Origin of the sequence: Microvirga tunisiensis, assembly GCF_009296175.1 — a bacterium.
In the GTDB taxonomy this organism is placed as follows: Bacteria; Pseudomonadota; Alphaproteobacteria; order Rhizobiales; family Beijerinckiaceae; genus Microvirga; species Microvirga tunisiensis.
Genome location: NZ_VOSK01000006.1, coordinates 96,264 through 110,573, shown reverse-complemented (window position 1 = coordinate 110,573; position 14,310 = coordinate 96,264). Strand labels below are relative to the sequence as shown.

Below are 14,310 nucleotides of genomic sequence, written 5' to 3'. Positions count from 1 at the left end.
ATGCGTTTGCCCGGCAAATGCGGCTCCATCCGATCCCACTGGTGATCTTTCAACATCAGACGAACTCCGCTCACCCAAGCCTCCGCGCCCAAAAGGAGCTTGAATCAGATTTGCGAGTCCGTCGAAAGCCTGAATGTCAACGCGCTCTAGGAGTGGATGCCGTTACGTTTAGATAACCATTACAAAATAACAATGGCAGTTTCGCCGCTTTTACTTCTGAAGCAGAGTTGTATAACACTTTGATCAAATTTATGTGTTTTTATCGCTTACATTAATTTCCGTAGGGGATCTGCATGCTTGGCGCCAAGACGAGAACGGGCCTGCTAGGAACGTTTGTCGCGTTCCTAGGGATCATTGGCGTGGCCTATGCCGCGTCACTGCCAGCCCCGAAGGAGCGGCCGATCCTCACGATCTCGGGCAAGATCGGCGTGACCAACAAGGACAGCACCGCCCAGTTCGATCGCGCGATGCTGGAATCCCTCGGTCTCATCACAATCGAGACGACGACGCCCTGGTACGAAGGCAAGGTCAAGTTCGAAGGCATTTCCCTCGACAAGCTGATGAAGCAGGTCGGAGCAAACGGGCAGCGCGTTTCGGTCATCGCGCTCAACGATTATGCCACCGAGATTCCGATGGAGGATTTCGGGAAGTACAACGTGATTCTCGCGCTCAAGCGCAATGGCGAGTACATGCCCGTGCGGGACAAAGGTCCACTGTTCATCGTCTATCTGTATGACAGCAATCCCGAGCTCAAGAGCCAGACCTACTATGCCCGCTCGGCTTGGCAGGTTGCCAGGATTGAAGTGAAGTAGCAGCAGTCGGCAGGTCTCGGAGGCCTCAGCATTTGTCCCTGCGCACCTTCAAAACGGTTATTGCGAACCTCATTGGCGGTTTTCTGATCGCCGGCATCTACATTTCGGTGCTGGTCGTTCAACGCCAAGGTGCGTTGCAGCAGATCTCCGTCTACAATCCAGCCTGGGAGGCGGGACAAGCCGCTTCCGAGTTTATCCGCCTCGAACATCGCCTGGCCGAATTCGGGATGCCGGGAAGTCATATCGATAAGGACGAGGTCGAACTGCGCTTCGATATCCTGCTCGGCAGAGCCCGGATGCTGAACGAGGGAAGCTTCCAGGACCTTCTCCAGCGCAATCCGGAACATCACGCCACTCTCCGCGAGTTCCAGGAGACGCTCGCGGCGGCCCAGCCCTTGATCGCGGAAATCGACCGGAATCCGGAGGCGGCCAGAAAGGCGCTTGAACTTCTGCGTCCCTTGGAGGGCAGACTCGCACAGCTCGCATCCGTGGCGCACAATCACGGGGCCGCGCTCGTTCAGAAGGATCAGCAGGAGTTGATCCGGCTGCACTGGGCCTTCTCCGGCATCGCGGCAAGCCTGATCCTTGTCGGAGTTGTCCTGATCTTCCTGCTCGACAAGCACAACCGGCTGCTGGGGCGAGCCCACGAGGAGCTTCATGTTCTGGCGCATCAGGATGCGCTTACGGGCCTGCCCAATCGCGTGGTGCTGCGCAACGAATTGGAACACGCACTCACACGCTTGAAGCCGAACGGACGCACGGTGTCCGTTTCCTATCTGGATCTGGATCACTTCAAGGATGTCAACGATTCCTTCGGCCACGAAACGGGCGACGAACTGCTCAAGGCTGTAGCCGACCGCCTGCGCGCCTGCATTCCCGCAAGCGAAGGCCAAGTAAGGAACCTGATCTCCCGGTTCGGCGGCGACGAATTTGCCATCCTTCAGACAGGGATTCGTCGGCCCCAGGAAAGCGCCGCCCTCGCATCGCGCATCGTCGAGTCCCTCCGCGCGCCCTTCAGCGTGAACGGGCAGGAACTCTTCATCGGCACGAGCATCGGCATCGCTTTGGCGCAGAGGAATATGACCCCGAGCCAGATCCTGAAGCATGCGGACATGGCCCTCTATCACGCCAAAGCCGATGGGCGGGGCACGTTCCGATTCTTCGAGTCGGATATGGATGAGCAGCTTCAGGCTCGTCGTGTTCTGGAAGTCGATCTGCGCAAGGCGATGACCAACGGCGAGTTCGAGCTGTTCTATCAGCCTCAGATCAATATCGAGAAGAATGAGATCGGCGGCTTCGAGGCTCTCCTGCGCTGGCACCACCCCGAGCGCGGTCTCGTCCCGCCGGCGGAGTTCATTCCGGTAATCGAGGATACCGGTCTCATCTCGCCTTTGGGCGATTGGATCATCGAGCAGGCCTGCAAGGAAGCGGCCACTTGGCCGAGGGACGTTCACGTGGCTGTGAATCTCTCGCCGATTCAGTTCCGGAACCGGGGCCTCGTGCAGAGCGTCAGCCGCGCTTTGGCGGCGTCGGGACTCGCTCCGAACCGGCTGGAACTGGAGATCACCGAGTCGGTGCTGCTCCAGGACAATGAGATGACCGTCTCCACGCTTCATCAGCTGCGCCGACTCGGCGTACGGGTTGCGATGGATGATTTCGGAACCGGCTACTCATCCCTGAGCTATTTGCGCAGCTTCCCGTTCGACAAGATCAAGATCGACCAGTCCTTCGTGCGTGAAATGTCCCAGCGGGCGGATTGCCTCGCAATCGTGCAGTCCATCGCCAACCTGGGCGCCAGCTTAGGCATGCCGACCGTAGCCGAGGGCATCGAGACGGAGGATCAGCTGCGGCAGATCCAGGCGGCCGGGTGCACCGATGCGCAGGGCTATTATTTCGGGCGGCCGAAGCCGGCACGGGAACTGGTCCATACGCTGGCCGCTCTCAAGCACAAGGTCAGAGTCGCGTAAGAAGCAATGGATCCATGCTCTACAAAGCATCGAGAACCACGTTGCGGTGCCTTCGCGGGATTTTGTTGATGAAGCGAAATATGCTAGGCACATTTTCCATGGCCTGAACGCAGGAATGCGAACCCGATCGAATGTTCAGCAGGCTGCGCCTCCAGCGCAGCGTGCGGACAGGCGGACTCGGTTTTCCCTGACGCAAACCTTCGGTTCGCACTCAACGATGCGTTCGGCAACAAGCAGAGAACCGGCGACGGGAGCAAGGTGAATGAAGACATATTGCGAGTTTACGTTCGAGGCCGCGCACTCGGTGGCTCCCTATTCCGGGCTGCACGGGCACACCTTCATCGTCAAGCTCACCTTCGGCGGGACCGTCGATGAGGTCTATGGCTGGCCGGTCAATCTCTATGACGTCGAGAACTACATCAAGGAGATCAAAGAAGGAGATCAAAGGCGAGCACGGATCGGGCCTGGACCATGGCAACCTGGACCTCAACCCTGAGATTGGCATCGCCTCGCTGGAGAACGTCACCACGTATATCTGGAGGCTCGTGAAGGCCCGCTTCCCCAACCTCGAAGAGGTCGAGCTCAAGCGCGGCATGTCCGGTTCATCGGAAGGCTGCATCTATCGCGGTGAAGCTGCCATCAGCAGCAGCCTCGCGGCCTGAGAACGTTCGATATTCTCAAAATGAAAGAGCCGCCTGCAAGGGCGGCTCTTTCATTGAGGATGCAGCCTTAAATCGTCAGGGCGTGTAGCCGAAGGAATAGGACACCGTCAGCCCGACGCCGACTTGGTGCTCCGAGCCGAAGCGCTCGACAATCGGGCTGTCAGCGGCATCGCCGACCAGATGCTTGTAGGTGACGAAGGCGGTGGTCGACCATTGCTGCGACCAGTCGTAGCTGATCGCCCCGGTCGCCCCCACCGAGGTGATGCCGCCTGACGGCCGGTAGGGCGTGACTTGGCCGTTCAGTGCCGCCTCGGCGGGCGTCACGCCGAAATAGGTGCGGGTGAATTCGTTGTCGCCGAGAGCAAGGCGCGGACCGATCGAGACGGTGAACGCGCCGAATCTCTGGACCGCATCGAGGCCGAAATCGGCCACGAAGCCCTCATGCCCGTTGAAGCCGCGCCGGATCTCGGCGCGGGCCCGCAGGAACTCAAGCGGCCAGTATTCCACGAAGACGCCGGGCTCCACCGCCCAGTCGATCTTCTCCAGGCCGAAGAGCTCCCGATTGTCCTGCAGATAGCGCCCGCCCACGAAGCGGCCCACGACACCGAAGCGGACAGCGGAATCCTCCAGGAACGAGAAGCTCAGGCCGTCATCGGGAGCGCTGAAACGCTCGACCGTGCCGGCGCGGCGAAAGCTCAGCGAGGGGTAGCCGATGAAGCTGAACTCGTCCGAACCCGGATAGGACGGCCCCACCCGCAGATTGCCCTTCACGGTGACGATCCAGCCCGAGGAGTCTTGAATGGGTTCGGGCGCGAAGAGCGGATCTGCCGCCTGAGCCACGGTCGAACCCGCCAGTAGGGCAGTCAAAACGGCGAGGGATGAGGCTGCGCGCATGGCTCTTCCGATTCAAAATTCCACCTTGCCGTCGTGGCCGCAAACTGACCTAAGGTCAAGCCTCGGATTTCGACTATGGTTTCGTTTTGGTGACGACACCGAAATCGACCGGAGGGTTTCAGCCGCGAGAGAACTTTCGCGCAACTGGGCGGTTGATCACGAGACAGAATGTTGCAGGGGAGAGCTTCTTGTCCGTACCCAGTACCAGCGGCCGGCCGCAGCCGGATGAGTTTTATCCCAAGCCGCCACCGACCGAGCCGGTGCCGACCATGCCGATCCCTCCCGAGACTCCTCTGCCGTCTACTCCCCCGAGTGCTCCGTCATCCCTGCCCGAGCAGCCCCCGGAATCTGAAAAGCCCATCATTCATCCGATGCTGCCGCCCGAGGTGCCGTGAGAGGCGCCAAGAGAGTTGCGCGAACCAAGCGCGAAGAACGGCGAGATACCGTCCAGCAAGGAGAGAAAGCTCCCACCTCCCGTGGGAGCCTCCACGCGTCTCAGGCTCCTTCGACGCGAAGATTGTTCTGCACGTGAGCTACGCTTGAGGCCAGTTCCGCCAGATCCTCGGCGCGGCGCTTGAGACCTCGGCTCGAAACGGTGCCGTTGAGCGTGACCTCGCCGTCCTTCACCTCCACCTCGATGTTGGAGGCATCGATGAACGGGTCCTCTGTCAGGCGCTCGCACACATCCTCATGAATTCGCTCGTCGGATCGCTTGTAGCCCTTGGGCCCGCGGCCGCGATGGCCGCCGGAGGAGCGCCCGTCCTCTCGGCCGGAGCGAACATCCGCATCGTTCGGATCGCGTGAGCCGAAGGCGCCCAGGCCGGAACGGTCGTGGCTGTAGCCGGGGTCGAATCCTTCGTCGTCCGGAGGGCCGCCCCGTCCATCGTCGATCACCCCGCCTGCAAACTCATTGGCATCGCTGCCGTAGCCGCCCGGATATTCCCGGCCTTCGCCGCGAAAGCCGACGGCGCTACGCGGAGGCACATCCCCGTAGCCGTTATCGTCATTGAAGGGGTTCCGGTTCCTGCGGCGGGTGTCTACCATGGGTCTGCTCCTCTGAATGCAGGAGCAACCACCCCGCTTCCCCTCCGGTTCCACACGAAGAGCCCCCTGAAAGGAGGGCAGATTTTATTGCCATGAAAGCAGTTCAGCGCATCAGGCTTTTCAACGATGTCTTCGCCCGCGACGAGGGACGTTGCGTTTATTGCGGCATTCCCGCACGGCGACCGGGACGTGGCGTGAAATGTGCGCCCGATCTCGCGACCCTCGATCACGTGGTGCCCAAGTCCTTCGGCGGCCCGCTTAACCGCGACAACATCGTGCTGGCCTGCTCGGCCTGCAACAACGAGCGTGGCACCATGGATGCACAGGCGTTCCGAGCCTTGAAGGCCGTTCGAACAGAGCTTTGAGCCCTGGAAGCTGTGCAGGCGTGGAACAGGGTCGTCCGTCCCGACGTTCGACAGCAAGAAACGCCACGGTGAAAGGACGATAGCGATGAACATCGAGGATCAAGTGCGCGAAGCCATCATCGCCGAGCTGCAGCGGCAATCGGAGGCCGGCCAGCAGGGCCTTCGCGTCAAGCCTGGCGAAGCCGAGATGATCACCATCGAAGGACGCGTCAATCTCGACGAGCTGACCATGGCGGTGGTCGGATCGTTGGCCGGAGGCCCCTGATCCGTCAGGCACGAGCCGCCGAAGCTCCAAAGTTCGGCCGATACGGCTTCCTGCCGAGGATCCAGGGCCAGGTAGCGAAAGCGGTGCCGGGTTCCCGGCGCATCGTCCAGCAGCGCCAGACTCTTTTCCATATCGCGCTTTCCGGCACCCCAGCGATCACGGATCGAAGAGGGCGAGTAGTCAAAGGTCTTGCCGGCGCGCTCGTCGCTTCCCGCATAATAGGCCAAGTGCAGCAGCGTGGCCGTGGGGCCATCCGGCTCCCATTGGTCGCGCAGGGCATATTCCCGCTCGAGAGCCTTCAGGGTCCGCCGCGTGGGGCTGGCGAAGATGAGATCGTTCGCCCGCTCCGCCGTCGAATCGAGCGAGACCAGACGCGACGCATGCAGGCTGAATAGTTCGACCGCGATGCAGGTGAAGTCCTGATTCATCGGTTCGGCGAACGGCACGTCGAGAGGCAGATTGTTGGTGTAGCCCGGATCGCACAACAATCGACCGCCGATCTCGACAGGCGGGAAGATCGGCGTGATCGCGGTGCTGGCCAGAAAGTGCTCGGGCGTGAGCCTGTCGCGGGTCGTATCGAACAGAACCTCGTTACCGGATTCCAGGTCGACGCAGCCGACGGTGAGCCTGATGTCACTCCGGTTCAGCCTGTCGAAATCGACGAGCCGTTCCAGCGTCTGGCGCAGAGGTGTGTGGTCGTAGAGCGCAATGTCGTCCGGCATCCAGGGCAACATGGACAGCGCTCCGGGAAAGCGATGGCCGAACAGCCCCGGCCGTCCGAACAGAAGTGTCGTGATCGTGTGAAGCTCGTTATAGGTGTGCCGGGTCTTCGTGCCGCGTCCCAGCAGGCCCGGCGAGCGGATCATCGCCTCGTCCCAGAACGCCTTGAGCCGGGGCAGGCGATCCTCGGGAGCATTCCCGGCGATGATCGCGCCCATGACGGCACCGATGGAGCCGCCGACGGTCCATTGCGGCTCGATGCCCTGCTGCAGCAGATGCTCGCATGCGCCGGCCAGATAGGAGCCGAGCGCATTGCCGCCGCCGAGCACCAGGACGAGCGGCTGCTCCTTGGCCAATTTCTCTCGACCGGACTCTGACGAAGGGGCTATCGTGAATGCCTCGGCGGGTCAGCAGGCGTGCCGGGTTTGAAATAGCGCTCCTATAGGGTCATAGGAGAGGGCAGGAAACGCTCGCATTCAGCGAGGGTTCCGAGGGCGGGCAGCGCAAGCACGAGGAGAGGATCTTGGCAAAGCAGGACATTTCGATTCGCACGGAAGACGGAACCGCCAAGGCAGGGTTGTTCCGCCCGAGCCATCAAGCTGCGGTGGGCATCATCCTCTACATGGATGCCTTCGGTCCGCGGCCCGCGCTCGATACGATGGCCGAGCGCCTCGCGGGTGAGGGCTATGTGGTTCTCGTTCCCGATCTCTTCTATCGCTTCGGTGATTATGGCCCTTTGGATGCCAGGACGGCCTTTTCGGAGGAGCCCTCCCGCAGTGCGTTGCGGAGCATGATCGACGGCACGAGCCAGGACATGACCCGGCGCGATTCGGCCGCGTTCCTCGACGCCCTGACCCAGGCCGGGATCTCGGGCCGGATCGGCACGGTCGGCTATTGCATGGGAGGAGGTCGCGCCATCCATGCCGCTGCGGCCTATCCCGACCGCATTGCCGCGGCGGCGAGTTTCCATGGTGGACGCCTCGCGAGCGATGCGCCCGACAGTCCGCATCGTCATGTGTCAACGATCAAGGGACGCGTCTATGTGGGAAGCGCGGGCGTGGACGGCAGTTTTCCGCCCGAGCAATCGGCCCTGCTGGCGGAAGCGCTGCGACGGGCCGAGATCGATCACATCATCGAAAACTATGTCGGCATGGCGCATGGCTGGGCCGTTTCCGACCACAACGTTTATGATGAACGCGGTGCCGAGCGGCACTGGAAGCGGCTGCTCACCTTCTTCGAAGAGTCGCTGCGATAAGGTCGCCCCGGCCTGCCTGACGTTCCTCAGGCGGGCTTTGAAGCCTTCTTCGGCAGCGGGAACAGGCTCACGAAACGGCGGGTCAGGTCACGGTCGCCCTCGACCCTCAACGCGCCGGTTCGTTCCAGCGCCTCCAGCGGTTGGCCGCCATAGATTGCGCCGGCGAGCACCGGCGGCAGCCCTGTCAGGATCACCTCGGCCTCGTCGAGTGCGGCGCGCCCGATCTCGATCCGTCCGTCGGACAGATGGGCGAGGAAGGTTTCCTCCCCTATGCGAAAACCAATCCTCGCATCCATGCCCTTTGCCCGCTCTGGATTGAACATCGTCCTCAAGGACAGCACCAAGGACGCCGTGCTGAACGGCAGGGCCGGGTCGTGCGCGGGCGAGCGCGCCGCCCAGCGGCCGAGCGCCTGAAAGATCGGCTCGCTCTCATATCCCCATTCCGTCAGTTCATAGACCTGCACCGCCGCAGGCGGAGGCAGCTTGCGCCGCACGAGAATGCCGGCCGATTCCAGCCCCTCGAGGCGTTGGGTAAGGACATTCGCACTGATGCCGGGCAGGCTCTCGCGCAGGTCGCTGAAGCGCTTGGGGCCCAGCATGAGTTCGCGCATCACCAGGAGTGCCCAGCGTTCGCCGACGAGGTCGAGGGCATGAGCGGTCGCACAGGCGTCCTCATAATGGCGCCTGGCGCGAGGTTCCGGCCTATCAGTTATTTTTTCTAACTTCGTAGTTGCTATTAATAACTTTTCATGGAATCAATGTCAAATCACAAGCCGAGAGGGAGAGACTCAATGTCCAAGCTGATCTTCGTGAACCTGCCCGTCGCCGATTTGCCCCGGTCCATCGCCTTCTATGAGGCCCTGGGGGCGGTGAAGAACGAGCAATTCACCGACCATACCGCCGCTTGCATGGTCTTCTCCGAGACCATTCATGCGATGCTCCTGACCCACGACAAGTTCCGTCAGTTCACTCCGAAAAAGATCGCCAATGCCAAGGAAACGACCGAGGTCCTGATCTGCATCTCCGCCGAAAGCCGCGATGACGTCGATGCGACACTTGCCAGGGCTGCTTCTGCCGGTGGCACGATCGATCCCGGCCCGAAGCAGGACTACGGCTTCATGTATGGCCGCAGCTTCGAGGATCTCGACGGTCACATTTGGGAAGTGATGTGGATGGATGTCGCGGCGGCCAAAGAAGCCATGAGCGAGACGACCGCAGCGTGAGCGCGAAAGTTCATGGGGAGTAAAGTTCACGGGGAGTGAAGACAATGATCGACCAGAATGCTGCTAAGCATGAGCTCTCGATCACGCGACTGATCCATGCCTCGCCCGAGACCGTCTACAAGGTCTGGACCGAACGCACCGGCGAATGGTGGGCGCCGCGCCCCTACACCACGCCCGTGGTCGATTTCGAGCTTCGGCCCGGTGGACGTGCCTACACGATGATGCGCTCGCCCGATGGCGCCGATATGCCCCATGACGGTGTGTTCCTGGAGGTCGTGCCCAATCGCAAGATCGTCGTGACAGATGCCTTCAAACCGGGCTGGATCACGCAGGATGCGTTCATGCTCGCGATCGTCACGTTCGACCCGGAAGGCTCCGGCACCCGCTACACCGCCCGGGTGCAGCACTGGAGCGAGGAGGCCATGAAGCAACACGAACAGATGGGCTTCCACGAGGGCTGGGGCATCGTGGCGGGCCAATTGGCCGAGCTCGCCGAAGGCCGACTGGTATCCTCCGCGGCTTGATTCATCGAAGTGAGGGAACGAATGAATACGATGTCTTACGCAACGACGGCACAAGCAGACACCAGCAGCAGCGCAGGTGTCTGGACAGGACGGGCCCTGAGCGGCCTCGTCGTCCTCTTCCTCCTCTTCGACGGGGCAATCAAGCTGGTGCCGCTTCAGGTGGTGATCGACACTGTGATCCCGCTCGGCTGGCCGACCGATTCCGCCCTGTGGCGCACCCTGGGAATCGTGCTCATCGCGTCCGCTCTTCTCTACGCTACTCCGCGCACGTCGATCCTGGGCGCGATCCTGATCACCGCCTATCTCGGCGGCGCGATCGCCACCCATGTGCGCATCGGCAGTCCGCTGTTCAGTCACACGCTGTTCGGTGTTTACCTCGGGATCGTTCTCTGGGCTGGACTCTGGCTGCGCGATCCGCGTGTGCGGGCGCTTTTCCCACTTGCCCGCTGACATCTCGCCTAACATGTCCTTGATGAACGGCGGTGGTTCGTCTCAGCGATGCGGCTGGATCACGGACCGCTATGGCGTCTCCTGGCAGATCATGCCCGCCGCACTCGGCATCATGATGATGGACAGGAATCCCGCAAAGAACCGCCGGGTCACGGAAGCGCTGCTCGCGATTGTCAAGCTCGATGCGAACGCACACGAGAGCGCCTATCGCGGCTCCTCAGCGGCGTGACGAATTGATTGTTCAGGCAACAGCCGCGGCGAGCTGAATCTGCAGCCCGTCGATGACGACGCGGTTTCGTCCGGCCGCCTTGGCCTTGTAGAGAGCGCCGTCCGCCCGCTCGATGACATCCTGAATGTCCCGGTCAGCAGCATGCGCCATGGCACCGCCGATGCTGATGGTAATGGACAGTCTCTGCTCCTGGTGCTCGATCGGAAGGGCCTCGATCGCACGGCGCAGATTCTGGGCGATGGTAATGATCCCGTTCGCATCCGCTCCATGCACGAGGACGATGAACTCCTCGCCGCCGAAACGCGCGATGATGTCGGAGGATCGGAGGGCCTTCGTCAATGCGGTTCCGACGGTCTGGATCACGGCATCGCCAGCGGCATGTCCGTAGGTGTCGTTCACCTTCTTGAAGAGATCGATGTCGAGGAGCAGAACGGCCAGCGAGCGCTCGGAGCGTCGGTAGAGATTGAAAGCATCGCTGGCCAGGAGGCTGAAGCCACGGCGGTTGAGGAGGCCTGATAAGGCATCCGTCTCGGCCAGCTGACGAAGAGCCGTCACGTCCTTTTCATGCTGCGAGGCAACCTCGATCACCTGCTGCTCCGCCGCACCGGCTCGCCGGAGAAGGGAGCGGAGCGCCGCCGAAAGCCTGACGATCTCCGAGGATCCCACCACCCGGGGAACCTGGGAAATCGTCGGATCGCGGCCGATCTTGTCGGCCGCCTGGATGATCTCCTGCAACGGACGGGCGACGCCTTTCGCAATGAAGTGGGCGCAGATCAGTCCAGCAAAAGCGATTGCGCATCCCAGGCCGATGATCGTCCAGACGATGCCCTTGGTGGCCGCGAAGGCGATGCTGTCGGGCTGACGGGAGATCACGATCCAGCCAAGGCCCGGGTAATCCTTGTAGCCGCCTGCAACGGCATAGCCGGTCAGCATCGCCTCGGGCCCCGAGGCATCTTCGAAGGCGCCCGTCTTGGCCTGACGCATCGCGCGGATCTGCTCGTCCGAGAAAGGCTTGCTGCCGATATTCGGCCCGAGGAGCATTGTCCCATCACCGGAGAGAATCCAGATCGACTTGCCGTCAGGGCGGGCTTGGCTGCGGAGAATGGCCTGCCGCCGCTCCTCCGCCCAGGTCCAACTCAGATGCGCTCCGACCACGCCGATCACGCGGCCGCTCTCGTCACGAACGGGCGCCGCCACGTCGACGAAGCGGAACGGCTCGTTGTTCGGTGCCGGACCCAGAAGAGTGGCGAGGAGCTTGGCTTCGTGCACGTCGCCGACGGCCGGTCCCTTGAGACCATCCTGGAACCACGGGCGCGCCTGGACGGATTGGCCCTCCAGCATGCCTTGCGTCGCGGCCTGAACTGTTCCGTCGGGCGTGGCATATCCGATCCAGGCATAATCCGGATAGGACGTCCGCAACTGCTCGAGCACCTGGCGGATCATGGCCGGATCGCCTGCCCAGATAGCCTTCAGAGGCGGCATGGCGGCCAGATTGCGGACCTCCCGGTAGCGCTCGAACATGCCGCGATCCAGGATGCTCGTCGTGAGGGCCGCATCGTGGGCCTCGTCGCTCATGACGATCTGTCTGACCCGGCTCTGGGCAATATAGGCCGCTCCCGCGGCAAGAGCGCACACAAGGGCGAGGCACAGCACACCCACCAGCAGGGTCACCTGCTGCCGAAGCGACCAATGCCGCATTGCTATCATGAGTGCTGTCCGCTGAACAAAAAGGGTTCGAAGGCCGAGCTTTATACTGGCGATGTATCTTCGTGTCACCTTTCCCGCCCGCCGGATGGTTACGGTTGTTTTGCCGGGCCTGGTCTCGCTGCCGAGTTCGTCCAGCCGCCCGGTGTGACGCTCAATGCTATTCCGCATAGGATTGAAAAACGCGTCCCCGCCGTGCAAGCTTGAGCAGACAGCAGGGATGAGCGATGGCCGTTTATATGTTGGCGCTCCTGATCGGAGTGATCGCCGGGTTGCGTGCGATGACGGCTCCCGCAGCCGTCAGCTGGGCGGCCTCTTTCGGTCTCATCAATCTCGACGGAACCTGGCTCGCCTTCCTGGGCTATCGCTTCACGCCCTGGATCATGACGGTTCTCGCCATCGGCGAACTGATCGGCGATCAGCTTCCCACCACGCCCAGCCGCAAAACGCTGCTTTCCTTCGCGACCCGGATTATAGTCGGCGGCTTGTGCGGCGGTGCGATTGCCGCGCAGAGCGGTTCCTTCCTCGGCGGGCTTGTTGCCGGAGCCGTGGGCGGGATCATCGGCACGCTCGGAGGGGCAGAAGGCCGGGCACGCCTGGCAGCCGCCTTTGGCAAGGATCGTCCCGCCGCTTTGATCGAGGATGCTATCGCGATCCTCGGAGCGGCATTGATCGTGGGAGTGGTATCATGACCCAATCTTTCGATGCCATCGTCGTCGGGGCCGGACAGGCAGGGCCTTCGCTGGCCGGACGGTTGGCGGCGGCGGGCATGAAGGTCGCCATCATCGAACGCAAGCTTTTTGGCGGGACCTGCGTCAATACCGGCTGCATGCCGACGAAGACGCTCGTGGCGAGCGCCTATGCAGCGCATCTCGCCCGTAGGGGGGCGGATTACGGCGTTTCCATTGCGAGCCCCATCGCCATCGACATGAAGCGGGTCAAGGCGCGCGCCGACACGGTCTCGACCAATGCGCGCACGAATCTCGAGACCTGGCTGCGCGGCATGGATGGCCTGACCGTCATCGAAGGTCATGCCCGTTTCGAGGGACCGGACACGATCCGTGTAGGAAACGAGCTGCTGAAGGCATCGCGTATCTTCCTCAATGTGGGTGGCCGCGCGAGCATTCCCGACATGCCGGGCGTCGATACGGTTTCCTATCTTACCAACAGGTCGATCCTTCAGCTCGAGACGCTCCCACGGCATCTCGTCGTAGTCGGCGGCAGCTATATCGGCCTCGAATTCGCGCAGATGTACCGCCGCTTCGGCGCGCAGGTGACCGTCGTCGAAAAGGGACCGCGCCTGATCGCCCGCGAGGACGAGGATGTCTCGGAGGCCATTCGCGACATCCTGACGGCAGAAGGGATCACCGTCCGCACCAACGCCACCTGCATCGGCTTCAAGCCGCACGCTGACGGCGTGGCGGTCGACGTCGATTGCACCTCCGGCGAGCCGGTCGTGGTCGGCTCGCATGTGCTGCTCGCCGTCGGGCGTCGCCCCAACACGGACGATCTCGGCCTCGACAAGGCTGGTGTTCAGTTCGACGCGAGAGGCACCATCGTCGTTGATGACATGCTTGCAACCAGCGTGCCGGGCATCTGGGCCCTGGGCGACTGCAACGGTCGGGGTGCCTTCACGCACACGGCCTACAACGATTACGAGATCGTGACCGCCAATCTGCTCGACGGCGCATCCCGGCGGGTCAGCGATCGGCTGTTGGGCTATGCGCTGTATATCGATCCGCCGCTCGGCCGTGTCGGCATGACGGAGACGGAGGCGCGCAAGACGGACCGCGAGCTTCTCGTCTCCAAGCGGCCGATGACACGGGTCGGACGCGCGATCGAGAAGGACGAAACCAAGGGCTTCATGAAGATCGTCGCCGATGCCGACACGAAGCAAATCCTCGGTGCCGCGATTCTCGGAACAGGCGGCGACGAGGCGATTCATGGCATCCTCAACATGATGAATGCCGGCGCGAATTACCCGACCTTGCAATGGGCCGTGCCGATCCACCCGACGGTTTCGGAGCTGATTCCGACGGTTCTCGGCGACCTGAAGCCCCCCGGTTGAGGCAAATGTAGGTTCCGTCCTCTCCCTATCGAACCAGGTGCATTACAGAATTGTAATTCTTCCGCAATGCAGCGGGCAAACGGCCACGCCTACCTTGATCCTCGTTCCAGCGCGAACCCATTCATTGC

Annotated in this window: 16 protein-coding genes and 1 pseudogene; 12 read left to right on the top strand and 5 right to left on the bottom strand. The window is 62.1% G+C overall.

The genetic code is table 11. The features are described 5' to 3' along the window. The first annotated feature begins 293 nt into the window (after positions 1 to 293). The 3 genes from FS320_RS04205 (at position 294) to FS320_RS04195 (ending at position 3,275) form a co-directional block, all read left to right on the top strand. Positions 294 to 812: a putative pterin-binding protein gene (locus FS320_RS04205; RefSeq protein ID WP_152709573.1), complete on the top strand. Its 519-nt coding sequence runs from the start codon at positions 294 to 296 to the stop codon at positions 810 to 812. A 32-nt stretch (positions 813 to 844) separates the two neighbouring features. Beyond that, positions 845 to 2,779: a putative bifunctional diguanylate cyclase/phosphodiesterase gene (locus FS320_RS04200; protein WP_152709571.1), complete on the top strand. Its 1,935-nt coding sequence runs from the start codon at positions 845 to 847 to the stop codon at positions 2,777 to 2,779. A gap of 262 nt (positions 2,780 to 3,041) precedes the next feature. After that, a complete protein-coding gene (locus FS320_RS04195) occupies positions 3,042 to 3,275 on the top strand; it encodes a 6-carboxytetrahydropterin synthase (protein ID WP_152709569.1) in 234 nt (77 codons plus the stop codon). A gap of 241 nt (positions 3,276 to 3,516) precedes the next feature. Here the strand turns inward: FS320_RS04195 and FS320_RS04190 are convergent, their stop codons facing one another. Then, positions 3,517 to 4,335: a MipA/OmpV family protein gene (locus tag FS320_RS04190; protein WP_152709567.1), complete on the bottom strand. Its 819-nt coding sequence runs from the start codon at positions 4,333 to 4,335 to the stop codon at positions 3,517 to 3,519. Between the two features lie 188 nt (positions 4,336 to 4,523). Between FS320_RS04190 and FS320_RS04185 the strand changes: the two genes are divergently transcribed. Beyond that, entirely contained in the window at positions 4,524 to 4,730 is a 207-nt protein-coding gene (locus FS320_RS04185) for a hypothetical protein (RefSeq protein WP_152709565.1), read from the top strand. Positions 4,731 to 4,830: 100 nt separating this feature from the next. Here FS320_RS04185 and FS320_RS04180 read toward each other — a convergent pair whose 3' ends face one another. After that, positions 4,831 to 5,379, bottom strand: coding sequence for a BON domain-containing protein (locus FS320_RS04180; protein WP_152709562.1), 549 nt, complete (start codon positions 5,377 to 5,379; stop codon positions 4,831 to 4,833). A gap of 92 nt (positions 5,380 to 5,471) precedes the next feature. Between FS320_RS04180 and FS320_RS04175 the strand changes: the two genes are divergently transcribed. Next, the gene (locus tag FS320_RS04175) at positions 5,472 to 5,744 is read left to right on the top strand and encodes an HNH endonuclease (protein ID WP_152709560.1); all 273 of its coding nucleotides are present in this window, start codon (positions 5,472 to 5,474) and stop codon (positions 5,742 to 5,744) included. Positions 5,745 to 6,071: 327 nt separating this feature from the next. Here FS320_RS04175 and FS320_RS04165 read toward each other — a convergent pair. Next, a pseudogene (locus FS320_RS04165) lies at positions 6,072 to 7,118 on the bottom strand (patatin-like phospholipase family protein); the annotation flags it as partial. A 134-nt stretch (positions 7,119 to 7,252) separates the two neighbouring features. Here FS320_RS04165 and FS320_RS04160 point away from each other — a divergent pair. Then, the gene (locus FS320_RS04160; protein WP_152709556.1) at positions 7,253 to 7,984 is read left to right on the top strand and encodes a dienelactone hydrolase family protein; all 732 of its coding nucleotides are present in this window, start codon (positions 7,253 to 7,255) and stop codon (positions 7,982 to 7,984) included. A gap of 26 nt (positions 7,985 to 8,010) precedes the next feature. Here FS320_RS04160 and FS320_RS04155 read toward each other — a convergent pair whose 3' ends face one another. Next, positions 8,011 to 8,721, bottom strand: coding sequence for a winged helix-turn-helix transcriptional regulator (locus FS320_RS04155; protein ID WP_162002798.1), 711 nt, complete (start codon positions 8,719 to 8,721; stop codon positions 8,011 to 8,013). A 54-nt stretch (positions 8,722 to 8,775) separates the two neighbouring features. Here FS320_RS04155 and FS320_RS04150 point away from each other — a divergent pair, with 54 nt between their 5' ends. The 4 genes from FS320_RS04150 to FS320_RS04135 are packed head-to-tail and all read left to right on the top strand — an operon-like array spanning position 8,776 to position 10,410. After that, the gene (locus FS320_RS04150; protein WP_152709552.1) at positions 8,776 to 9,207 is read left to right on the top strand and encodes a VOC family protein; all 432 of its coding nucleotides are present in this window, start codon (positions 8,776 to 8,778) and stop codon (positions 9,205 to 9,207) included. 44 nt (positions 9,208 to 9,251) lie between these two features. After that, positions 9,252 to 9,731 carry an SRPBCC family protein gene (locus FS320_RS04145; protein WP_152709550.1) on the top strand — a complete coding sequence of 160 codons (480 nt, stop codon included), beginning with the start codon at positions 9,252 to 9,254 and terminating at the stop codon, positions 9,729 to 9,731. A 30-nt stretch (positions 9,732 to 9,761) separates the two neighbouring features. Beyond that, on the top strand, positions 9,762 to 10,181 hold the full coding sequence (locus tag FS320_RS04140; RefSeq protein WP_152709593.1) for a DoxX family protein: 420 nt from the start codon (positions 9,762 to 9,764) through the stop codon (positions 10,179 to 10,181). Between the two features lie 13 nt (positions 10,182 to 10,194). Beyond that, positions 10,195 to 10,410, top strand: a complete 216-nt coding sequence (locus tag FS320_RS04135; RefSeq protein ID WP_152709548.1) for a VOC family protein — start codon at positions 10,195 to 10,197, stop codon at positions 10,408 to 10,410. 12 nt (positions 10,411 to 10,422) lie between these two features. Here the strand turns inward: FS320_RS04135 and FS320_RS04130 are convergent, their stop codons facing one another. After that, complete coding sequence (locus FS320_RS04130) at positions 10,423 to 12,117, bottom strand: sensor domain-containing diguanylate cyclase (protein ID WP_162002794.1); 1,695 nt, start codon at positions 12,115 to 12,117, stop codon at positions 10,423 to 10,425. A gap of 224 nt (positions 12,118 to 12,341) precedes the next feature. Here FS320_RS04130 and FS320_RS04125 point away from each other — a divergent pair, with 224 nt between their 5' ends. After that, positions 12,342 to 12,806 carry a DUF4126 family protein gene (locus tag FS320_RS04125; RefSeq protein ID WP_152709543.1) on the top strand — a complete coding sequence of 155 codons (465 nt, stop codon included), beginning with the start codon at positions 12,342 to 12,344 and terminating at the stop codon, positions 12,804 to 12,806. Then, positions 12,803 to 14,182 (top strand): FAD-containing oxidoreductase, encoded by a 1,380-nt coding sequence (locus FS320_RS04120; protein ID WP_152709541.1) that lies wholly within the window; start codon positions 12,803 to 12,805, stop codon positions 14,180 to 14,182. Before FS320_RS04125 ends, FS320_RS04120 begins: the two co-directional genes overlap by 4 nt. Positions 14,183 to 14,310: the final 128 nt, after the last annotated feature.